The organism is Streptomyces sp. NPDC052301, assembly GCF_044593395.1.
GTDB lineage: Bacteria > Actinomycetota > Actinomycetes > Streptomycetales > Streptomycetaceae > Streptomyces.
On sequence record NZ_JBIUBE010000020.1, the window covers coordinates 56,554 to 77,915 of the forward strand.

Sequence of the window (21,362 nt, forward strand, 5' to 3'; positions counted from 1 at the left end):
CCATACGGTACGTCGCCCGCAGCACGCGCCTGTGCCCAGGACCTTCGAGGCGCCCCGTCCTCGCTGGTCAGTGGCGATTTTAACCACTTATCGGGGAACGACCCGCCGGTGGAAGTGAGAGTTCTCTCTAAGATCCCACCGGCGGGTACCGGTCAAACGTGCGATCGGCGCCCGGTGCCGGTCACCGGGCCGTGCGGTCGGCGCGGGCGTCGGCCATCCGCTGCTCGGCGATCCGGTCGGCCGCGGCGGCCGGCGGAATCCCGTCTTCCTTCGCACGTGCGAATATGGCCAGCGTGGTGTCGAAGATCTTCGCCGCCTTCACCTTGCACCGGTCGAAGTCGAACCCGTGCAGCTCGTCGGCCACCTGGATGACCCCGCCCGCGTTCACCACGTAGTCCGGCGCGTAGAGGATCCCGCGGTCGGCGAGGTCCTTCTCGACGCCCGGGTGGGCGAGCTGGTTGTTGGCGGCCCCGCAGACCACCTTGGCGGTGAGCACCGGCACGCTGTCGTCGTTCAGCGCACCGCCGAGCGCGCAGGGGGCGTAGATGTCCAGCCCCTCGACCCGGATCAGCTCCTCGGTGTCGGCGACCGCCGTGACCACCTCGGGGTGCTGGTCGAGGATCCGCTGGACGGCGTCCGGGCGGACGTCCGTGATGACGACCTCGGCGCCCTCGTCCCGCAGGTGCCGCACCAGGTGGTGGCCGACCTTGCCGACGCCGGCGATACCGATCTTGCGGCCGCGCAGCACGGGGTCACCCCACAGGTGCTGGGCGGAGGCGCGCATGCCCTGGTAGACACCGAAGGCGGTGAGGACGGAGGAGTCGCCGGCGCCGCCGTTCTCCGGGGAGCGGCCGGTGGTCCAGCGGCACTCGCGGGCCACGACGTCCATGTCGGCGACGTACGTGCCGACGTCGCACGCGGTCACGTAGCGACCACCGAGCGAGGCGACCATGCGACCGTAGGCGAGCAGCAGCTCCTCGGTCTTGTCGCGCTCCGGGTCGCCGATGATCACGGCCTTGCCGCCGCCGTGGTCGAGTCCGGCCATGGCGTTCTTGTACGACATCCCGCGCGCGAGGTTGAGGGCGTCCGCGACGGCCTCGGCCTCGGTGGCGTAGGGGTAGAAGCGGGTGCCGCCGAGAGCGGGGCCCAGGGCGGTGGAGTGGATGGCGATCACGGCCTTCAGGCCGGTCGAGCGGTCCTGACAGAGCACGACCTGCTCATGGCCCCCCTGGTCCGAGTGGAACAGGGTGTGCAGAACATCAGCAGGTGCGCCAATTACCTCGGTCACTGTGGTGACTCCTGTGTAAAGAGCGGCGAGTGGGGCGGAACCCCGTGCGGGTGGCGGGGCGCCGTGGCATGAGCGTAGAGCCTCGGCGCGAACACCATCCGCGCAGTGTTCAGGATCACTCTCCCGAGCCTTCTGTGCACGCATGACCGTGGCACGATTTGCAGTGTTTCGAGCCGGGCCCGATGGGGAGGGAGCAGGCGTGCCGAAGGTGTCCTCCGTGGTCGTCCCCTATGCCGTGTACCTGCGCGTGTACGAGCCGCTGGGTGCCTTCCCGGAGCCGGAGCGCGGCCACTGGGCGCGCTACGCCCGCCGCCCCGACCGCCCCTCCTACCAGGACGAACTGCGCCGCTCCCTGGCCGACTTGCTGCCCACCCCGCCGGTCGCGGTGCCGGTGCACGAGAGCAGTGACGCCTTCGTGCTGGAGGTCGACGGGGTGGTCTGCGTCTGTCCCTGGCGGACCCGGCTGCGCGGCTGGCAGGCGCTCGGCGAGCTGGCCGAGGAGCTGCCGCCGCCGGTACTGGACGCGGTGCTGCCGCCGCTGGTGCGTGACCAGGCCGCCCAGGACTACGAGCGCTGGCTCGCCCGCAACCCCGACGCCCGCCCCTGGATCCGCACGGCGACCTGGCAGGTGCCGCTGAACTGGTTCGTACTCGTCTCCGACGAGGAGCGGCGCTACGAGAAGGGCACCGCCGAGGTCCCCCCGCTGCTGCGCTACCGCACCCCCATGGTCCAGGCCCGGCGCCGGGTGGCGCGGGCGCTGCGCACCCTGAAGGACGCCGTCGAGGACGGTCCCCTGATCGACGGGCTGGTGGATGTCGGCCGCTGGCTGGAGGAGTTCCACCCCCGCTCGCTGGTCGAGCTGGACTACGGCGGCCTGGTGCACGTGCTGCCGGCCGGCGAACTGGAGGGCGACCACTCGGCGGCGGACGTGGCCGCGGGCATCGAGGCGCTGCGCCGCGGTGACGGGGCGGCGGCCGGCGAGGCCTACGGGCGGCTCGTGGAGCGGTGGCGGGCGGTACGGGACCGGCGCTCCGCGAACTGAGTGACGCACGTCACGGTCCAAAAGCCGCTGAAGGACGTACGGTCTACGGCACTTGACCACCTGACGGGACGTTGGTCCCGATCCGGGCTTTTGCCTCAAGGGTGATGGACGGCACTAACACGGCCCTTGCGCCTCTTGCCGCCCCTCGTGCCAAAATAGGACAAGGAGCCCGGGGAGGGTTCCCTCTGCCCAACTGTGCCCCAGCTTGGGTGGAATCTCAGCATTGCACGCTTTGGGGGGTCTGGTGCCTCCTGATCGCCACTGTGACTGATCGTCACAGGGGCGTGACTGTCCGCTATGGCATGGTCCATCGGCTTCCGTCGCTGATGAACACCTGGGAGGGCAATTCCATCGGTTTGGCCGACGTGGCTGGACAGATGGTGTAGTTGTAGTGCCGAGGACAAGCCGTTCGTCCTATAACCGACTCGGCCCGCGTCCGCCATTTCGGGCAACGTGGGTCAAGGTGCAGAATTTAGAGGAAAGAACCGAGAAGGTTCGGTTCTCCCGAGGAGGCCGCTCATGACCGCTCGCACCCCTGATGCCGAGCCGCTGCTGACCCCGGCTGAGGTCGCCACGATGTTCCGCGTGGACCCGAAGACGGTCACGCGGTGGGCGAAGGCCGGCAAGCTCACGTCGATCCGTACGCTCGGCGGGCACCGCCGCTACCGCGAAGCCGAGGTCCGCGCACTGCTTGCGGGCATCCCGCAGCAGCGCAGCGAGGCCTGAACAACTGAATAACCGGGCAAAACGGTCGGTCCCCCAACTGGCCCAAGTGTCCGAACCCCTAGCTCCAAGCGACGCGGGACCTGCCCCAACAGGACCCACGCCCAAGCCGAAGAGAACGTTGTAGGCAGCGACACAGGGTGCGTCGTAGATCGCGCTGGACTCCGCCGGGTCCAGCGCGATCTTTTTGTGCGCTGGTCGGAGGGGACGGGTGCCCCTGTGAGTGGCCTTGTCGGAGTCTGGGGAGGGCTGTCGGAACCGCTGTGCGCACCCCCTGGGGGGGAGTGCAATTGCACATATTAAATTGACCCGTTGTAGGGCGGGGGTAAGTACCGCGGTTTCAAAAACTCATGCGGTGACTCCCGTCACACGCCGGGACGCTTGTCGCCCGTGGCCCCGGTGTATTAGTGGAAGGTCAGGTTCCAGCGTCCCACGCCCGCAAGGGCGTTGGGGCCGACAGGAGTCACGCGCTCCGGGGGCTCTCGTCCTCGACCGCCGCTTCCTCGGTCTCCTGGGGTCGGGGGCCGGCGTCCATGGCGAGGCGCAGCAGGTGGTGGCAGACCGGACAGTGGCGGGTGAGGTGCCGGTACGACGAAGCGGCCGCGAGGTGCGCCCTGAGCAGCGCCCGCGTCTCATGCCTGGCCGATGCCGCCATACGCCACCTCCGCGGGCCGCACAGGGGAACGGGCCCTGCTCCCTGGGTACCGACGGAATGTGACGCCGTCAAGGCCGCGGACGAGGGCGCAGAGCGCCCCAGGGGCCCTTGCGGACGCGGCCCTGTGGCCGACGCCGAGACCGCCTTGATCGCGACGCGGCGCCCCATGCGGGGGTGTGGTGGGGGCGCATCCTTGCGGGGGCGGCCCCTCGCCGGCTGGGTGTGCTGTCTGTGATCGCGGCTGGTGGCCGGGGTATGAGTGAGGCCCGCATCCGGTGCGGATGCGGGCCTCTTCTGCGGTCCTGACGGGATTTGAACCCGCGGCCTCCACCTTGACAGGGTGGCGAGCACTCCAAACTGCTCCACAGGACCAGGTTTCGCGGCGCTCGGCTTGCTGCGTTGCGCTGCGAAAAGAGACTGTACAGGAGGTGGGCCCGCCTGGTCGAACTCACCCTCCGTACATGATCGGTTACGGTGCCGCCGCGTCGATCGCCTTCACGATCCGCTTGTCGGAGACGGGGTACGCCGTCCCCAGCGCGTGGGCGAAGTAGCTGACCCGCAGCTCCTCCAGCATCCAGCGGATGTCCAGGACCGCAGGCGGGACCGGGCGGCCCTGAGGCAGCTGCTCCAGGAGCCAGGCGTACTCGTCCTGCATCTCGTGGACCTTCTCCATGCGGGTGGTGTCCCGCTGGACGCCCGTCGGCATCTGCTGCAGCCGCCGGTCGGCGGCCACCAGGTAGCGCATCAGGTCGGGGAGGCGCCGTATGCCCGCCCAGGTGACGAATCCCGGCTTCACGAGGGCGTCCAGCTGCTTGCGGACGTCCGTCAGGTTTGCCAGCAGGACGGGGCTGCGCACGGCCTTCAGGCGGCGTTCACAGGCCTGCCAGGCGGCCAGCACCTGCTGCACCTGGGCGACCGTGTGCACCGTCGTGTCCACGATCTCCGCGCGCACCTTGTCGTACAGCTTCCGGTACGACTCCTCGTCCCACGCCGGCCCCCCGAAGTCCCCGATCAGCTTGTCCGCCGCCGCCATCGCACAGTCGTCGAACAGGGCCTGGATGGAGCCGTGCGGGTTGGCCGAGAGGCCGAGCTTCTGCTGGTTCGTCAGCTTCTCGGACGCGAACTTCGCCGGGTTCACCGGGATGTTCCGCAGGATCAGCCGCCGGGTGCCCTTCCACATCGCCTCGGCCTGCTCGGCCTCGGTGTCGAAGAGGCGCACCGAGACCGTGTCGCCGTCGTCGACCAGCGCGGGGTAGGCCTTCACCGGCTGGCCGGCCCGGCGGGTCTCGAAGACCCGGGTCAGCGTGCCGATCGACCAGTCGGTCAGGCCCTTGCGTTCCAGGGACTCGCCGCCCTCGCGGGAGGCGGTCGCCGCTGCCGCCTGGGACAGGGCCTTGCGTGCCTTCGGCTTCAGCTGGAGCTTCAGCGCCTCCAGGTCCTTGTCCTCGGCCAGCTTCCGGCGCCGTTCGTCGACGATCCGGAACGTGATCTTCAGATGGTCGGGGATCTTCGCCCAGTCGAAGTCGTCCGCCTCGAAAGGCACACCGACCATCCGCTTCAGCTCACGCGCCATCGTGACCGTCAGCGGCTCCTGCAGGGGCGCCGCCTTCTCCAGGAACGCCTTCGCGTAGTTCGGCGCGGGCACGTAGTGGCGGCGGATCGGCTTCGGCAGCGAGCGGATCAGCTCCGTCACCAACTCCTCGCGCAGACCCGGGATCTGCCAGTCGAAGCCCTCCTCCGTGACCTGGTTGAGGACCTGCAGCGGGATGTGGACGGTCACACCGTCGGCGTCCGCGCCCGGCTCGAACTGGTACGTCACCCGGAACGTGAGCGGCCCCTGCCGCCAGGAGTCGGGATAGTCGGCCTTCGTGACCGCCTCCGCCGACTCCCGGATCAGCATCTCCCGCTCGAAGTCCAGGAAGTCCGGCTGCTCGTGCCGCTTCCGCTTCCACCAGGAGTCGAAGTGGGCCCCCGACACGACGTGTTCGGGCACCCGCTGGTCGTAGAAGTCGAACAGCGTCTCGTCGTCGACCACGATGTTCCGGCGCCGCGCCCGGTGCTCCAGCTCCTCGACCTCGCTGAGGAGCTTGCGGTTGTCGGCGAAGAACTTGTGGTGCGTACGCCAGTCGCCCTCCACGAGCGCGTTGCGGATGAACAGCTCGCGGCTGACCTCGGGGTCGATGCGGCCGTAGTTCACCTTCCGCTGGGCGACGATCGGGACGCCGTACAGGGTGACCTTCTCGTACGCCATCACGGCCGCCTGGTCCTTCTCCCAGTGCGGCTCGCTGTACGTCCGCTTGAGCAGGTGACCGGCGAGCGGTTCGACCCACTCCGGCTCGATCTTGGCGTTGACCCGCGCCCACAGCCGGCTCGTCTCCACCAGCTCGGCCGACATCACGAACTTCGGCTGCTTCTTGAACAGCGCGGAACCCGGGAAGATCGCGAACTTGGCGTTGCGGGCACCCAGGTACTCGTTCTTGGTGCCGTCCTTCACGTCCTTCATCCCGACGTGCGAGAGCAGGCCGGCGAGGAGGGAGACGTGGATGCGGTCGGAAGGGGCGTCCTCCTCGGCGAGGTGGATGCCCATCTGCTTGGCCACCGTACGCAGCTGGGTGTAGATGTCCTGCCACTCCCGGATGCGCAGGAAGTTCAGGTACTCCTGCTTGCACATCCGCCGGAAGGACGACGACCCCCGCTCCTTCTGCTGCTCGCGGACGTACCGCCACAGGTTCAGATAGGCGAGGAAGTCGCTGGTCTCGTCCTTGAAGCGGGCGTGCTGCTGGTCGGCCTGGGTCTGCTTCTCCGCCGGGCGCTCGCGCGGGTCCTGGATGGAGAGGGCCGCCGCGATGACCATGACCTCGCGGACGCAGCCGTTCTTGTCGGCCTCCAGGACCATGCGGGCCAGGCGCGGGTCGACGGGCAGCTGGGCCAGCTTGCGGCCGGTGTCGGTGAGCTGCTTGCGGACGTCCTTCTGCGCCGGGTCCAGCGCGCCCAGTTCCTGGAGCAGCTGGACGCCGTCGCGGATGTTGCGGTGGTCCGGCGGGTCGATGAAGGGGAACTTCTCGATGTCGCCGAGACCGGCCGCGGTCATCTGCAGGATGACGGACGCCAGGTTGGTCCGCAGGATCTCCGCGTCCGTGAACTCCGGGCGGGCGAGGAAGTCGTCCTCGGAGTACAGGCGGATGCAGATGCCGTCGGACGTACGACCACAACGGCCCTTGCGCTGGTTGGCGCTGGCCTGCGAGATCGGCTCGATGGGCAGCCGCTGGACCTTGGTGCGGTGGCTGTAACGGCTGATCCGGGCGAAGCCGGGGTCGATCACGTACTTGATGCCGGGGACGGTCAGGGAGGTCTCGGCGACGTTCGTGGCCAGAACGATCCTGCGCCCGGTGTGCGGCTGGAAGACCCGGTGCTGCTCGGCGTGCGAGAGCCGGGCGTACAGGGGAAGCACCTCGGTGAATCTGTACTTCTTCTTCTCCAGCGCGTCGGCCGTGTCCCGGATCTCCCGCTCACCGGAGAGGAAGACGAGGATGTCGCCCTTGCCCTCCCCCATCAGCTCCTCGACGGCGTCGGTGATGGCGGTGATCTGGTCCCGGTCGGCGTCGTCCGAGTCCTCCTCCAGGAGGGGCCGGTAGCGCACCTCCACCGGGTACGTACGGCCGCTGACCTCGATGATCGGGGCGTCGCCGAAGTGCCGGGAGAAGCGCTCGGGGTCGATGGTCGCCGAGGTGATGACGACCTTCAGGTCCGGACGCTTGGGCAGCAGCTGGGCGAGGTAGCCCAGCAGGAAGTCGATGTTGAGTGACCGCTCGTGGGCCTCGTCGATGATGATCGTGTCGTAGGCGCGCAGCTCGCGGTCGGTCTGGATCTCGGCGAGCAGGATGCCGTCCGTCATCAGCTTGACGAAGGTGGCGTCCGGGTTGACCTGGTCGGTGAACCGCACCTTCCAGCCGACGGCCTCGCCGAGGGGTGTCCTCAGCTCGTCGGCGACCCGCTCGGCGACGGTACGGGCGGCGATACGGCGGGGCTGGGTGTGCCCGATCATGCCCCGGACACCGCGACCGAGCTCCATGCAGATCTTGGGGATCTGGGTCGTCTTGCCGGAGCCGGTCTCACCGGCGACGATGACGACCTGGTGATCGCGGATGGCTGCCGCGATCTCGTCCTTCTTCTGGCTGACGGGCAGCTGCTCGGGATACGTGACCGCGGGCACGCGGACGCGCCGCTCGGCCATGCGGGCCTCGGCCTTGCCGACCTCGGCCTCGATCTCGGCGAGGACGGCGGCGCGGGCCTCCGGCTTACGGATCTTGCGCGCGCCCTCGAGCCGCCTGCCGAGCCGGTGCGCGTCGCGCAGCGACAGCTCGGTCAGACGGGGGGCGAGGGTGCCGAGGGCGGGGGCGGGATGCGTAGACATACGCGGTCCAGGATCTCACCCCGCCCGAAAAACACGCGAACGATTTGACCGCCGACGCATCCGGCACCCGGCGATCAACGGGCACCCCCCACATCGAGGTGCCAAAGTGATCGTTATGTCCGAATCGAGCTGGGCGACGTTCAAGGCCTCCCCCTTTCTCCCCGCCTCGGTCCTGATGCTGCTCATCGCCGCGGCAGCGGGCCTCTTCGCCGGTTCGTACACCTACGCCATGGCCAACCCGACCCCGCACACCATTCCCACGGCCGTGACCGCGTCCAACGACGTGCCGGCGGCTCGGCGGTTCATCGACGGCATGGAGCAGGCCCTGAACGCCTCCCTGGTGCTGCACCCGTACGACAGCCGGGCCGCCGCCGTGCGCGCGGTGGACGAGCAGAAGGTGTTCGCGGTGGTGGAGGCGCCCGCCGGCGGCCGGACGATCACGCTGGACGTGTCCTCCGCGTCCGGGGCCACGGTCGCCCAGGTGCTCGGCGAGGCGGCCGTGAAGGTGGGCGAGGCCTCCGGCACCACCGTGGTGCTCCGCGACCTGAAGCCGCTGCAGAAGGGCGACCCCAGAGGACTCGCGATCTTCTACATCTCACTCGCCGCCGTGATCATCGGGTTCGTCGGCGCCATCCAGCTCAGCGTGCACGCGCGGGCCCTGAACCCCATGGAGCGCATCGCCTTCACCGTCGCGTACGCCCTGCTCGGCGGGCTCACCATCGCCGCGGTGGTCGACTGGTGGCTGGGGGCGGTGAAGCTGCCGTTCGTGGAGTCCTGGATGATCCTCGCCCTGACCATGTTCACCTCGGGCATGGTCTTCACGATGTTCAACACCCTGGTCGGACGCTGGGCCATGCTGCCGACCTGGGGCCTGATGGTGCTGCTCGGCAACCCCTCGTCCGGCGGTGCCGTCTCCTGGCCCCTGCTGCCGTCCCCGCTCGGCACGGTCGGCCGCTGGCTGCCGCCCGGTGCCTCGGTGAACGCCCAGCACACGGCGGTGTACTTCCGTGGGTACCAGCACGCCTTTCCGTTCCTGGTACTGGCGGGCTGGCTGGTCCTGTCCTGCGCGGTCTTCGTGATCTGGCGGCACCGGCACCCGGGCGGCCGGGAGGCCGACCCGTCCGGCAGGGACTAGGGAGTGCGCTGGGCGGGTGGCGGGGTCGCCGCGGTGCCCTGTTGCGGGGGCCGGCCGCCGTCCCGCAGCGCGAACGACTTCGCGGTGTTGGAGACGGCCTTGATGCCCAGGTAGGCGGTGGTCATGCTGCTCACGGCCGTGAACGCGGCGGTGAGGATCCCGACGATCACGCTCTTGTCCCCGTCGAACCGCCACACCCCGAAGACCGCGACCCCGGCGATCGCGAGATTGCTGACGATCACCGCGAGCAAGCCGTACCGCGCCCGGTACTTCTCCACGTCGGTATCCACTGCTGCCCCCCAGCCCGAGACGACGACGGCCCCGTTCGCTGAACGGGGCCTTCTTCTCTGGCTGGGGCCGGGGTCTAACCGGCGACCTTCCGCCTTTCAGGCCGCGTCCTGGAGGGGCGTCGCCTGATCATAGGGGGCGGGGGTGTCGGACGACAGGTGTTGCTGTGTGCGGCTGCCGGCGTACGGGTTGGCGTACGGCATGAGGCATCTGACCTGACACGTAGTCACCTTGCTCTTCCCGCGACTGTGCTGACCTGTCTCACGCTGCCCCTTGCTGCCGGCTGAGCGGGCCCGGCGCTGGTCAGGTCCCGGCTCGCGTGGATTTCGACCCCTCGGCCACTGGCAGCGGCTGGTGCGACAATGCCGCGATACGGGCGCTGGTCGTGGGGTTGGGAAAGGAACGGCATTGATCTTTCGGGGCGTGCTCGCGCTGCTCGTGGGCAGTGCTTTCCTGACGGTGGCATGCGGATACCGCGGTGTCGACGTGTGGGTGTGGGACTGGGCGCCCGTGGTGACGAGCCAACGGAGCCGGTACGGAACGCCCTGGCGGAGCCTTACCAGCATGCGGATCCAGTTCGGGATCTTGGGGCTCGTCTTTCTGGGGTACGGGCTGCACGCCGTGGTGCGCTGACAGCCGGTTGGCGCAGGCGACACGAAAGAGCCCCTCTCCATTGACGCTGGAGAGGGGCTCATGCCCTGGTGAGGGCTGCGGTGGCTGGGGCCGGGGTCGAACCGGCGACCTTCCGCTTTTCAGGCGGACGCTCGTACCAACTGAGCTACCCAGCCATGGTGTTTCACGTGAAACACCAGCGGTCCTGACGGGATTTGAACCCGCGGCCTCCACCTTGACAGGGTGGCGAGCACTCCAAACTGCTCCACAGGACCAAGCGTGTGTGCAACAGTGTCGCACACGATCTTGCGTGCCCCCAACGGGATTCGAACCCGTGCTACCGCCTTGAAAGGGCGGCGTCCTAGGCCGCTAGACGATGAGGGCTATCGGCCCGCCTGGGCGCTTCTCAGCGCGTCGGGGACGTGAGAAGCATATGGGATGCCGGGGAGTATCGCCAAAACGGTTTACGGCGAGGCCGCGGACGAGGTGCCGGGGGAGGGGGACGAGGTGCTCGGGGCCGGTGTGGCACCGGGCCGGTTCTCGTCCGCCAGATGGCGGCTGACCTCGGCTGTCGTCTGGCCCAGGCCTCCCAGCTTGATCGCGTCCCAGGCCTGCAGGCGGTGGCTGTCGCGGTCGAAGTAGAGGACCGAGGCCTCGATGGGGGCGGGGTACTTGTGCTCCACCGCCCGCAGCCCGCTCCCGCCCGTGGAGCCCTCCATGCGCAGCCGGGTGCCGTACGGCAGCATCTCGTCCCCCTCGTGGTGCAGATGGCCGCAGAGCACCAGCGGCACTTCGCCGTCGGTCTCGCGGGCCGCGGACGGCTCGTGGGCGATCGCCACGTCCACGGGGGTGCCGGCCGCCCGCTGGTCGCGCAGGGCGCTGGCCAGCCGGTCCCCCGCCAGCCGCTCGGAGGCGTCGCCACCGGGCACCACCGAGCGGTCGGGCGTGTACTGCGGGTCGCCGGTCCCGGCGAAACGCAGGCCGGCGACCGTCTGTGCGTGTCCGTCGTCCAGGACGCGCACGTTCTTCATGCGTCCCAGGTAGCGCTGCGTGATCCGGGAGTCGTGGTTGCCGCGCACCCAGACGTACGGCACGCCCAGATCCTTCACCGGGTCCAGGAAGCCGTTCTCCGCGGCCGTGCCGTGGTCCATCGTGTCGCCGGAGTCGACGATCACGTCGACCTTGTACTGCTCCACGAGCGAGGCGATGATCTTCCAGCTCGCCGGGTTGAGGTGGATGTCCGACACGTGCAGGACCCGGATGGTGGAGGGGTCCGGCTGGTAGGCCGGGAGCGTGGACGCGACGTCGTAGAGCTTGGTCACGTTCGTCACCAGACGGGCCAGCTCCTGCTGGTAGACGTCGAACTCGGTGACGATGCTGCGCGCGTTGCCGACGACGGACGGAGCGGAGGTCAGCAGCCCGGAGAACTTCGGCTCCAGGATCGACTTCGGGTTCCAGGTGGCGTACGCCGACGCGCCCGAGGCGGCCAGCAGGGTCAGGGCGAGTCCGCCGGCCGCGAAGGCCCGGCCCGGGCGCCGGTAGACCGCGAGACCGAGGGCGGTGGCGCCGGCGACCACGGCCACGCAGGAGCGCACGGCGAGGTCCAGCGTTCCGTGCTCGACGTCGTGGGCGACCTCGTCCTGCAGTCCGGAGATCCGCTCCGGATGGTCGACCAGGGCCTGGGCGCGGAGCGGGTCGAGCTGGTCGACGTTCACGTCCAGGCGGACCGGGGCCACATGGCTGTCCAGGGTGAGCGCGCCCAGGGGAGAGATGTTGATCTTCGTGCCGCCGGTGAGGGAGGGCCGGAGCGCCATCGTCGTGTTCATCGGCCCGACCGGCGCCCGTACGTTGCCGACGATCAGCAGGCCCAGCCAGGCACCGACGAGCACGACGGCCATGAGGCCGAGGGCCTGGAGCCAGGGTCGCGGCCGGTCGCCGAGTTCGAGGTCGGGCAGCCGGTGGGTGCCTTCGCCGGCGCGGCGGAGACGGGCGACACCGGGGATGCGGAGGGCGCCGGGGATGCGGCGGACGCCGCCGATACGGGGTACGCGGTGCGAGGTCCGGTTCAGCATGCTGCTCAGCGCGGCGACGGGGACGCGGGCCATTGGTCCCGTATGCCCATGTCCCGCCGCGGATATGCGACGGTTCGGCACTCTCGTACGGGCCCGTCGTGCCCGACAATGACCGTGTGCTGGAGATGACGCGCGAGGAGTTCGAGGAACTGGTCGCCGAGGCGCTCGACCGGATCCCGCCGGAGCTGACGCGGCTCATGGACAACGTGGCGGTGTTCGTGGAGGACGAACCGCCCGCCGACGACCCCGAGCTGCTCGGACTGTACGAGGGCACCCCGCTCACCGACCGGGGCGAGTGGTACGCCGGTGTCCTGCCGGACCGGATCACCGTCTACCGGGGGCCGACGCTCAGGATCTGCGAGAGCCGGGAGGACGTCGTCGCGGAGACCGAGGTGACCGTGGTCCACGAGATCGCCCATCACTTCGGTATCGACGACACCCGGCTGCACACCCTCGGCTACGGCTGAGCGCCGATGCGGGCGGGCCGCGTGTCCTCTTGCGGGCGGCGGGAGTTGGGCAGGTTGACTTCTTTCCTTGCCTCGGAGGTGGCCGCCGTGCGCCCCTTGAACGTACCCGTCCGTCTCGCCGTCACGGTGCTGGCCGTCACCGCCGCCGCCGGCTGTGTGAACGTGGGTGACGACGCGGGCCGGGCCACCAGGCCCTCGCACTCGGCGGGGCAGCGCGGGGGTGAGGCACCCGACGGCGGCCCGGTGCAAGGTGCGGGGGGCCTCGGGCGCGAGGGTGCGGGCGGCGACGGCAGGCACCGTGGCGGCAAGGCCAGGCCGGGGGAGTCGGCCTCGGCGTCGGCCAGCCCGTCCGGCCGGCGGGGCAGCGCGTCGGCGGCCCCCGGGAAGCCGGGGAAGCCCGGGGCGACCGTCGAGCCCGGAGACCCGGCGCCGACCCAGGACCAGCCGACGCCCCCGCCCACCTCCGCCCCGTCCGAGCCCCCGGACACCACACCGCCTCCGCCACCGTCCGATCCCCCGTCGGCGGAACCGTCCTCCTCGGCCCATGAGGGCACCTCGCCCCAGTTGGTGCAGCGCGAGCCGGCTCCCGAGGCGGGGGTTCCGGTGTGAGAGGCATGGCCGAGCCGCATGGCGGCGGTGACGGTCGGCCGGTGCCCGGCACCCCCGTTCACCTGCGGCGGAGAGATCAGTTTGCCTTGAGGGGTGGTAGGTGCGTATGGTGGTAGATCGTTTGATCCCATTTGCCCGGCGCCATCACCAGAGCGCGCCGTGTGGCGCGTACTCTCCTTTGCCGTGGCGGACCGCATCGAGGCGGTCGTGAGCGAATCACGGAGTTGACGGGCGCGTGCCGAAGAGACTCCGGAAGGTTTCGCATTCGCATGTCCGTGTCCAGTACTGATCTGATCGTCGTGTCCGAAAACGAGCTCGACAGCGAACTCGTCGACGTGACGACCGAGGTCACCGAGGCCCCCGAGGCCACCGACACCACCCCCCAGACCACCTTCGCCGACCTCGGACTCCCCGAGGGCATCGTGCGCAAGCTCGCACAGAACGGCGTGACCACCCCCTTCCCGATCCAGGCCGCGACCATCCCGGACGCCCTGACCGGCAAGGACATCCTCGGCCGTGGCCGCACCGGCTCCGGCAAGACCCTCTCCTTCGGTCTGCCGACCCTGGCCACGCTGGCCGGCGGGCACACCGAGAAGAAGAAGCCCCGCGCGGTCATCCTCACCCCCACCCGCGAGCTGGCGATGCAGGTCGCCGACGCCCTCCAGCCGTACGGCGACGTCCTCGGCCTGAAGATGAAGGTCGTCTGCGGCGGCACCTCCATGGGCAACCAGATCTACGCCCTGGAGCGCGGCGTCGACATCCTCGTCGCCACCCCCGGACGCCTGCGCGACATCATCAACCGTGGCGCCTGCTCCCTGGAGGACGTGCAGATCACCGTCCTCGACGAGGCCGACCAGATGTCCGACCTGGGCTTCCTGCCCGAGGTCACCGAGCTGCTCGACCAGGTCCCGGCCGGCGGTCAGCGCATGCTCTTCTCCGCCACGATGGAGAACGAGATCCAGACCCTCGTCGACCGCTACCTCGACAGCCCCGTCTCCCACGAGGTGGACGCGGCCCAGGGCGCGGTGACGACCATGTCGCACCACATCCTCATCGTGAAGCCCAAGGACAAGGCGCCGGTCACCGCCGCGATCGCCTCCCGCAAGGGCCGCACGATCATCTTCGTCCGCACCCAGCTGGGCGCGGACCGCGTCGCCGAGCAGCTGCGCGAGGCCGGCGTGAAGGCCGACGCGCTGCACGGCGGCATGACCCAGGGCGCCCGCACCCGCACCCTGGCCGACTTCAAGGACGGGTACGTCAACGTCCTGGTCGCCACCGACGTCGCCGCCCGCGGCATCCACGTCGACGGCATCGACCTGGTCCTGAACGTGGACCCGGCCGGCGACCACAAGGACTACCTGCACCGCGCGGGCCGCACCGCGCGTGCGGGCCGTACCGGCACCGTGGTCTCCCTCTCCCTGCCGCACCAGCGGCGTCAGATCTTCCGCCTGATGGAGGACGCCGGCGTCGACGCGGCCCGCCACATCATCCAGGGCGGCGCCGCCTTCGACCCGGAGGTCGCCGAGATCACCGGCGCCCGCTCCATGACCGAGGTCCAGGCCGAGTCCGCGGGCAACGCCGCGCAGCAGGCCGAGCGTGAGGTCGCCCAGCTCACCAAGCAGCTGGAGCGCGCCCAGCGCCGTGCCGCCGAACTGCGCGAGGAGGCCGACCGGCTGGTCGCCCGGGTCGCCCGCGAGCGCGGCGAGGACCCGGAGGCGGCGGTGGCCGAGGCCCAGGCGACGGCTGCCGAGGAGCTGGCCGTGGCCGAGCAGTCGGTGGAGCGCGAGGCCGAGCGCGAGGAGCGCCCGGCGGCTTCCGCGCCGTACGAGCGCAGGGAGCGGCGGAGCTTCGACCGGGACCGTGGCGAGCGTCGCCCGTTCGACCGTGACCGGGACCGTGGCGAGCGGGGCTTCGAGCGCCGTGACGACCGTGGTGGCCGTTCCTTCGAGCGTCGTGACGACCGCCGTGACGACCGTGGCGGCCGCAGCTTCGAGCGTCGTGACGAGCGTCGCCCGTTCGACCGTGACCGGGACCGTGGCGAGCGGGGCTTCGAGCGCCGTGACGACCGTGGTGGCCGTTCCTTCGAGCGTCGTGACGACCGCCGTGACGACCGTGGTGGCCGCAGCTTCGACCGGGACCGTGGCGAGCGCCGTCCGTTCGACCGTGACCGGGACCGTGGCGAGCGGGGCTTCGAGCGCCGTGACGACCGTGGTGGCCGTTCCTTCGAGCGTCGTGACGACCGTCCCGGCTTCCGCCGGGACGAGCGCGGTGGGCACCGGGGCAGCGACCGCCCGTTCAACCGGGACCGCCGTGACGACCGTCCGGGCTTCCGCTCCGGCGGCCACGAGCGCCCCTACGGCCGTCGTGACGACCACCGCGGCACCGGCTTCGGCCGTCGCGAGGACAAGCCGCGCTGGAAGCGCAACGGCTGACCTGACGCGCCGGCGCGCGTGATCTGAGAAGGGCCCGTACGACTTCGGTCGTGCGGGCCCTTTTTCGGCCAACGCGTGACGCATGTCACGCGCTTGCCGAGGGAATTGCTGGGGGCATGACAGATGACGTCAGAGCGAGTGGGCCGTCGGACGAGGAACGGCTGGCCCAGCTCGGATACACCCAGGTCCTCGCCCGTCGCATGTCGGCGTTCTCGAACTACGCCGTCTCCTTCACGATCATCTCGGTCCTGTCCGGCTGTCTGACCCTCTACCTCTTCGGCATGATCACCGGCGGTCCCGCGGTGATCACCTGGGGCTGGGTGGCGGTGGGGCTGATGACGCTGTTCGTGGGCCTGTCGATGGCCGAGATCTGCTCCGCCTACCCGACGTCCGCGGGCCTGTACTTCTGGGCGCACCGCCTCGCGCCCCCGCGGTCGGCGGCCGCCTGGGCCTGGTTCACGGGCTGGTTCAACGTGCTGGGCCAGGTGGCGGTGACCGCGGGCATCGACTTCGGCGCGGCCTCCTTCCTCGGCGCCTGGCTGAACCTGCAGTTCGGCTTCGAGGTGACTCCCGGCCGCACGGTGCTGCTCTTCGCGGCGATCCTGCTGCTCCACGGCCTGCTGAACACCTTCGGGGTGCGCATCGTCGCCTTCCTGAACAGCGTGAGCGTGTGGTGGCACGTGCTCGGCGTCGCGGTCATCGTCGCCGCGCTCGCCTTCGTCCCCGACCACCACCGGTCGACGTCCTTCGTGTTCACGCACTTCGTCAACGAGACCGGCTGGGGCAGCGGCCCGTACGTCGTCCTGCTCGGCCTGCTGATGGCGCAGTACACCTTCACCGGCTACGACGCCTCCGCCCACATGACGGAGGAGACCCACGACGCGGCCACGGCCGGCCCGAAGGGCATCGTCCGCTCGATCTGGACGTCCTGGATCGCCGGCTTCGTCCTGCTCCTCGGCTTCACCTACGCGATCCAGTCGTACGACAAGGAACTGGCCTCGCCCACCGGCGCGCCCCCCGCCCAGATCCTCCTGGACGCCCTGGGCGCCACCACCGGCAAGCTCCTCCTCCTGGTCGTGATCGGTGCCCAGCTGTTCTGCGGGATGGCGTCCGTGACGGCCAACAGCCGGATGATCTACGCCTTTTCCCGGGACGGCGCGCTGCCGTTCTCCCGCGTCTGGCACACGGTCAGCCCGCGCACCCGCACTCCCGTGGCGGCGGTCTGGCTGGCCGCGCTCGCCGCACTCGCCCTGGGCCTGCCGTACCTGATCAACTCGACGGCCTACGCGGCGGTGACGTCGATCGCGGTGATCGGCCTCTACATCGCGTACGTCGTGCCGACCTTCCTCCGGCTCCGCAAGGGCGCCGGCTTCGAGCGCGGCCCCTGGCACCTGGGCCGCTGGTCGGGGCCGATCGGCGTCGTCTCGGTGCTGTGGGTGGGCGCGATCACGATCCTCTTCATGCTGCCGCAGGTCTCCCCGGTCACCTGGAAGACCTTCAACTACGCGCCCGTCGCCGTCCTGGTCGTCGTCGGCTTCGCGGCCACCTGGTGGGTCGCCTCGGCCCGCCACTGGTTCCTCAGACCGGCCTCCGCGACGGCCCCCGACCTGGTTCAAAAGTGACCATCTCACCGCTCTCTGCCCGCCCGACGCGGCCGGGTCGCCGATACCCCGTCGGAGACACGGCCTCGTCCGGCTATGCTCGGACAGGCAACATCGCCTGGGCCCTTAGCTCAATTGGCAGAGCAGTGGACTTTTAATCCATTGGTTGTGGGTTCGAGTCCCACAGGGCCTACGGTCCGGCAGGAGGGCAGCGCGCCCTCTGACCTGCTGCGCGGCGCCCGAGCCGGCTTCGGCCGACGCGGGCGCCGCGATGTTTTCCACGGTGCGCCGCCGACCGCCCACGGGGACGCGGCGGACCGGTCAGGAGCCGGCGGCCGCGGAGACCGCGACCGCCGCCGCGACGGACGCGCTGATCGCCGCGGTGGCCTTGGCGACCTCCCGGGAGACCGCCCGCGACGCCCAGTCCCCCTCCGCGAGCGCCCGCAGAGTCTTGCGCGCGTCCGCGCCGTCACGGCCGCCGTAGAGCCGGCGGGCGAGTCCCGCCGCGTGGACCAGTGAGCCCAGCGCCGCCGTACGGGCGTCGGGCTCGGTCTGCCGGGTGGCGACCGCGTCGAGCCTCGCCCGGACGCCGGCCTTCACCGAGGTGTCGGCCGCGGGATACCGGTGCGTGGTGAGGACCCCGAAGGCCCTGCTCCGCTGATGGGTCACCAGCCCGGTTTCGGTCAGGCGCGTTCCGTACGCCGCCACCATGCCCTTGCGCCGGGACGACAGCCAGGCGGAGGGCTTGACCGGCTTGCGGGCCAGCTCGGTGAGCACCGCGTCGAGCAGCGGGTCGCCGGTGCGGCCGTCGGCCTGCGCGTGCAGCCTGCCGTCGCGCAGCACCAGGTGGCCGCCGAGAGCGAGTTCGGCGAGCTCGGCGCCCGCGAGGCCGAGGTCGAGCGGGCCGGAGGGGGCGGTGCCGGACTCGTCGTCGAGCGCCAGCAGCAGAAGGTCTTCCGGGAGTGAGGTCAAGGCGTTCGCCTCCGTCGTGATCGTGGTGTGGGGGAAGAGGAGTTCTGTGGGAGGGGACGGCGAGCCGGTCCCGGTCATCCCAGCCGGCATGCTTCGAGGAGCTGGCACGCGTAGGCGGCGAGGCCGGCCTGGAGGCGCGTCTCCACCCCCGTCTTCTCCAGGATCTTTCCGATGTGGGCCTTCGCCGTGCGCACGGTGACCCCCATCTCCTTCGCTATCTGTTCATTGGACCGGCCCTCGCCCAGCAGGTAGAACGCCTGCCGTTCGCGGGGGGTGAGGGTGGACGCGATGTCCCGTGGCTCCCACCGTTCGATCAGCCCCTGGATCCTGGTGATCCGCAGAGTGTCCGGTGCCGACACGCCCATGAATCTCTCCCAGCTCGAAAGAAAACCATCCGCTGCCGTGACAGGACGTCAGCGAGCCTCGCCCTGGTCCCAGCGGAACGCCCACAGGGCGACACCCAGCAGGACCGCGGCCGAGCCGCCGATGACGGCCAGGTCCGACCAGACGGGGTGCAGGGCCTTCGCCCCGGTGGCCAGACTCTTCGCCAGATCCCCGAACCTGCTGGTCGGCAGGGACTCCAGCACCGTCCGGGCACCCGCCGGGACGGCGTCCAGCGGCATCGTCAGACCGCTGAGGAACAGCAGCACGACGAGGGCCAGCGAGAGGATCTGGCCGGCCACCTCGGACGAGGGCAGCAGCCCGCCGGCCAGCAGTCCGAGCGCACCGAGCAGCACGAACCCCGCGAGGCAGGAGACGACCAGCATCGGTACGGAGTTCCCGTCCACGCGGTGCGTGGCGACGCCGAAGGCCAGCACCACCGCGATCTGCACGGCCGCCATCGCCAGCCGGGCGGGGACCAGCGACAGCAGGACCGTCCAGCGCGGCACGGGGGTGGTGCCCAGCAGCCGCAGGGTTCCCCGTTCCCGCATGGTCACGAGGGGGACTCCGGTGCCGAAGAAGGCGACGCTCCCGAGCGCCATGAACAGCGCGACGGGTATCACCGCGTTGCGTTCGGTGGCGTTGTCCGCACCGGCCGAGGACAGTGATCCCACGGCGAGGTAGATCCCGGCGACGAAGAACGGGGTGACGAAGGACAGGAAGAAGGTCTTCTTGTTCCGGCTCAGTTCACGGATGTTGGCCAGCGAGAGCTCGCGCAGGGCCGCTGTGTTCATGAGGGGACAGCCTTTGCAGTAGAGGGGTCGGGCGCGGCGTGCCGAGCGCGTCAGGCGGCGCTCTCGTACTGGCGGCCGGTCAGCTTGCGGAAGACGCCGTCGAGGCCGGGTGAGCGGGTGGCCAGGTCGCGGGCGTTCGGTACCCGGTCCAGCACCCCGCGCAGCGTGGCGTCGGGATCACCCGTCTGCAGCCGGATGCGCACGCGGTCCTCGTCCGCCTCGGTCTCCACGCCGTTGACGGCGGGCAGGGCGCGCAGGTCGGGGACGGTCTGGGAGGCGGCCACGGTGAAGGTGACGTCGTGGGCGGCGCAGTGCCGGCGCACCAGGCTCTCCGGGGTTCCACAGGCGATGACCCGTCCGTGGTCGACGATGGCCACGCGGTCGCAGAGCGATTCCGCTTCCTCCATCGAGTGCGTCGACATCAGGACCGTGCGGTCGGCGGCGCGGTGGTCCCGGATCGCCTGCCAGAGTTCCTGCCGGGCATTGGGGTCGAGTCCGGTCGCGGGTTCGTCCAGGACGAGCAGCCGGGGCCGGGAGATGAGGCTCGCCGCCACCAGGACGCGCTGGCGCTGGCCGCCGGAGAGCCGGCCGACGCGGACGGTCCGGCATTCCTGGAGGCCCAGTCGGGCGATGACCTCCTCGGTGTCAGCACCCTCCCGGTGGAAGGAACGCCACAACCGGAGGGTCTCGACGACGGTCAAGTGGTCGAAGACCGCGGCTTGCTGGGGCTGGATGCCGACGTGGCGGCGCAGTTCGGCCCGGTCGACGACCGGGTCGAGGCCCAGCACCTCGACCTTGCCGGCGGTGGCGACACGCAGGCCGACGATGGTTTCGATGGTCGTCGTCTTGCCCGCTCCGTTGGGCCCGAGCAGGCCGAAGACCTCGCCCTGGGCGACCTGGAGGCTGAGGCCGTCGACGGCCGTCTTGTCGCCGTAGCGCTTCACCAGGCCGGTCACCTGGACGGCGTGGGGGGACGGATGGTTCACGGGAACCCTTTCGGTAACAGCTTGTTCATGGCAGCGCCTCTCCCGACATGCCCGCGGCGATGGCGCGCAGGGCGGCGCAGTGCTCCGTGAAGGCGGCTCGCCCCTCCTCGCTGATCGACAGCCAGGTTCTGGGCCGCTTGCCCACGTAGCCCTTGGTGACCTCCACGTAGCCGGCGGCCTCGAGCTGGCTGACCTGCTTCGACAGCGTGGAGTCGCTGACTTCGACGGTTTCGCGGACGAAGGCGAACTCCGCCTTGTCGCACGACGCCAGGGTGGCCATGATCGAGAACCGCACCGGCGCGTGGATGACGTCGTTCAGCTGATGACGGGGGTGGCTCATGCACGGCTCTCCACGACGGCCCCGACCGCGGCCGGGGCGGCGGTCGCGACGGCGCCGAGCAGCCACCACAGCAGGCTTGCGTGGTGCTGCTCGCTGCCCAGGCAGATGACGACCGCGTAGACGGCTCCCCAGGCGGTGATCACCACCCGCTGGCGGCGGCCGTAACCCTCCCGGTGCACCTTCTGGCGAGCGGCCCACAGCGAGATGCCGACCGTGAAGGCCGCCCAGAGCACGGAGGCCACGGCGATGGCCGGACCGCGCAGCATGCCGACGACGAAGGTGAACACGAAGCTGGCCACCGCGTAGAGCGCCAGATAGCGAACGCCCCAGCGCGACTCGCGCCGCACGGCGGCGTCCAGCTTCCGGACGCGGGCGAGGGCTTCCTCCGCCTGCATGGATCGGTCCTCGGTCATCGGCTCCTCCTGCACGAGCGCACCACGCCACATGGACGATTGCCACTATGGCATCCACTTTCCATGGTGGCAAGTGCTTGTCGCGGTGTCAGGTGTACCTGATCGGGGCCGAGTTGAGCCATTGGTCCAAGGTCCAAT

Annotated in this window: 19 protein-coding genes and 5 tRNA genes; 9 read left to right on the forward strand and 15 right to left on the reverse strand. The window is 70.2% G+C overall.

Annotated elements, in window-relative coordinates; genetic code table 11:
- Nucleotides 1-181: 181 nt before the first annotated feature.
- Entirely contained in the window at nt 182-1,288 is a 1,107-nt protein-coding gene (locus ACIHEJ_RS36960; protein ID WP_400142113.1) for a Leu/Phe/Val dehydrogenase, read from the reverse strand.
- 199 nt (nt 1,289-1,487) lie between these two features.
- On the opposite strand from ACIHEJ_RS36960, the gene ACIHEJ_RS36965 reads away from it, so the two are divergent.
- Together ACIHEJ_RS36965 and bldC are read left to right on the forward strand one after the other, a co-directional pair.
- Nucleotides 1,488-2,330: a hypothetical protein gene (locus ACIHEJ_RS36965; RefSeq protein ID WP_400142115.1), complete on the forward strand. Its 843-nt coding sequence runs from the start codon at nt 1,488-1,490 to the stop codon at nt 2,328-2,330.
- A gap of 519 nt (nt 2,331-2,849) precedes the next feature.
- Nucleotides 2,850-3,056 carry a developmental transcriptional regulator BldC gene (bldC, locus tag ACIHEJ_RS36970; RefSeq protein WP_003949541.1) on the forward strand — a complete coding sequence of 69 codons (207 nt, stop codon included), beginning with the start codon at nt 2,850-2,852 and terminating at the stop codon, nt 3,054-3,056.
- Nucleotides 3,057-3,516: 460 nt separating this feature from the next.
- On the opposite strand, the gene ACIHEJ_RS36975 is transcribed toward bldC, so the two are convergent.
- The 3 genes from ACIHEJ_RS36975 to hrpA form a co-directional block, all read right to left on the reverse strand.
- Nucleotides 3,517-3,708, reverse strand: coding sequence for a DUF6274 family protein (locus ACIHEJ_RS36975; protein ID WP_400142117.1), 192 nt, complete (start codon nt 3,706-3,708; stop codon nt 3,517-3,519).
- Nucleotides 3,709-4,005: 297 nt separating this feature from the next.
- Nucleotides 4,006-4,080 (reverse strand) — tRNA-Asp (locus ACIHEJ_RS36980).
- Nucleotides 4,081-4,177: 97 nt separating this feature from the next.
- Entirely contained in the window at nt 4,178-8,122 is a 3,945-nt protein-coding gene (hrpA, locus tag ACIHEJ_RS36985) for an ATP-dependent RNA helicase HrpA (protein WP_400142119.1), read from the reverse strand.
- Nucleotides 8,123-8,237: 115 nt separating this feature from the next.
- On the opposite strand from hrpA, the gene ACIHEJ_RS36990 reads away from it, so the two are divergent.
- Nucleotides 8,238-9,257 carry an ABC transporter permease gene (locus tag ACIHEJ_RS36990; RefSeq protein ID WP_400142121.1) on the forward strand — a complete coding sequence of 340 codons (1,020 nt, stop codon included), beginning with the start codon at nt 8,238-8,240 and terminating at the stop codon, nt 9,255-9,257.
- On the opposite strand, the gene ACIHEJ_RS36995 is transcribed toward ACIHEJ_RS36990, so the two are convergent.
- Nucleotides 9,254-9,547: a hypothetical protein gene (locus tag ACIHEJ_RS36995; protein ID WP_400142123.1), complete on the reverse strand. Its 294-nt coding sequence runs from the start codon at nt 9,545-9,547 to the stop codon at nt 9,254-9,256. The two genes, ACIHEJ_RS36990 and ACIHEJ_RS36995, sit on opposite strands and share 4 nt — an antisense overlap.
- A gap of 421 nt (nt 9,548-9,968) precedes the next feature.
- Here ACIHEJ_RS36995 and ACIHEJ_RS37000 point away from each other — a divergent pair, with 421 nt between their 5' ends.
- Nucleotides 9,969-10,178 carry a hypothetical protein gene (locus tag ACIHEJ_RS37000; protein WP_400142125.1) on the forward strand — a complete coding sequence of 70 codons (210 nt, stop codon included), beginning with the start codon at nt 9,969-9,971 and terminating at the stop codon, nt 10,176-10,178.
- Between the two features lie 81 nt (nt 10,179-10,259).
- Here ACIHEJ_RS37000 and ACIHEJ_RS37005 read toward each other — a convergent pair.
- From ACIHEJ_RS37005 to ACIHEJ_RS37020, 4 genes are all read right to left on the reverse strand, one after another.
- Nucleotides 10,260-10,333: transfer RNA gene (locus ACIHEJ_RS37005), tRNA-Phe, on the reverse strand.
- A 24-nt stretch (nt 10,334-10,357) separates the two neighbouring features.
- Nucleotides 10,358-10,432, reverse strand: a tRNA-Asp gene (locus ACIHEJ_RS37010).
- A 36-nt stretch (nt 10,433-10,468) separates the two neighbouring features.
- Nucleotides 10,469-10,541: transfer RNA gene (locus ACIHEJ_RS37015), tRNA-Glu, on the reverse strand.
- 80 nt (nt 10,542-10,621) lie between these two features.
- The gene (locus ACIHEJ_RS37020; RefSeq protein ID WP_400142127.1) at nt 10,622-12,262 is read right to left on the reverse strand and encodes a metallophosphoesterase; all 1,641 of its coding nucleotides are present in this window, start codon (nt 12,260-12,262) and stop codon (nt 10,622-10,624) included.
- Nucleotides 12,263-12,345: 83 nt separating this feature from the next.
- Between ACIHEJ_RS37020 and ACIHEJ_RS37025 the strand changes: the two genes are divergently transcribed.
- The 5 genes from ACIHEJ_RS37025 to ACIHEJ_RS37045 all read left to right on the forward strand — a co-directional run bounded on the left by ACIHEJ_RS37025 (nt 12,346) and on the right by ACIHEJ_RS37045 (nt 17,531).
- On the forward strand, nt 12,346-12,696 hold the full coding sequence (locus tag ACIHEJ_RS37025) for a metallopeptidase family protein (RefSeq protein WP_400142222.1): 351 nt from the start codon (nt 12,346-12,348) through the stop codon (nt 12,694-12,696).
- 87 nt (nt 12,697-12,783) lie between these two features.
- Entirely contained in the window at nt 12,784-13,305 is a 522-nt protein-coding gene (locus tag ACIHEJ_RS37030; RefSeq protein WP_400142129.1) for a hypothetical protein, read from the forward strand.
- 269 nt (nt 13,306-13,574) lie between these two features.
- Complete coding sequence (locus ACIHEJ_RS37035) at nt 13,575-15,737, forward strand: DEAD/DEAH box helicase (protein WP_400142131.1); 2,163 nt, start codon at nt 13,575-13,577, stop codon at nt 15,735-15,737.
- A gap of 116 nt (nt 15,738-15,853) precedes the next feature.
- A complete protein-coding gene (locus ACIHEJ_RS37040; RefSeq protein WP_400142133.1) occupies nt 15,854-17,359 on the forward strand; it encodes an amino acid permease in 1,506 nt (501 codons plus the stop codon).
- 99 nt (nt 17,360-17,458) lie between these two features.
- Nucleotides 17,459-17,531: transfer RNA gene (locus ACIHEJ_RS37045), tRNA-Lys, on the forward strand.
- Nucleotides 17,532-17,659: 128 nt separating this feature from the next.
- On the opposite strand, the gene ACIHEJ_RS37050 is transcribed toward ACIHEJ_RS37045, so the two are convergent.
- The 6 genes from ACIHEJ_RS37050 to ACIHEJ_RS37075 form a co-directional block, all read right to left on the reverse strand.
- Complete coding sequence (locus ACIHEJ_RS37050; RefSeq protein WP_400142135.1) at nt 17,660-18,310, reverse strand: GPP34 family phosphoprotein; 651 nt, start codon at nt 18,308-18,310, stop codon at nt 17,660-17,662.
- Between the two features lie 74 nt (nt 18,311-18,384).
- Nucleotides 18,385-18,675 carry a response regulator transcription factor gene (locus tag ACIHEJ_RS37055; RefSeq protein WP_400142137.1) on the reverse strand — a complete coding sequence of 97 codons (291 nt, stop codon included), beginning with the start codon at nt 18,673-18,675 and terminating at the stop codon, nt 18,385-18,387.
- Nucleotides 18,676-18,723: 48 nt separating this feature from the next.
- Nucleotides 18,724-19,485, reverse strand: coding sequence for an ABC transporter permease (locus tag ACIHEJ_RS37060; protein WP_400142139.1), 762 nt, complete (start codon nt 19,483-19,485; stop codon nt 18,724-18,726).
- Nucleotides 19,486-19,535: 50 nt separating this feature from the next.
- Nucleotides 19,536-20,471 (reverse strand): ABC transporter ATP-binding protein, encoded by a 936-nt coding sequence (locus tag ACIHEJ_RS37065; protein WP_400142141.1) that lies wholly within the window; start codon nt 20,469-20,471, stop codon nt 19,536-19,538.
- A 25-nt stretch (nt 20,472-20,496) separates the two neighbouring features.
- Nucleotides 20,497-20,811: a winged helix-turn-helix domain-containing protein gene (locus ACIHEJ_RS37070; protein ID WP_400142143.1), complete on the reverse strand. Its 315-nt coding sequence runs from the start codon at nt 20,809-20,811 to the stop codon at nt 20,497-20,499.
- Nucleotides 20,808-21,224 (reverse strand): hypothetical protein, encoded by a 417-nt coding sequence (locus ACIHEJ_RS37075; protein WP_400142145.1) that lies wholly within the window; start codon nt 21,222-21,224, stop codon nt 20,808-20,810. Before ACIHEJ_RS37075 ends, ACIHEJ_RS37070 begins: the two co-directional genes overlap by 4 nt.
- Between the last annotated feature and the right edge of the window lie 138 nt (nt 21,225-21,362).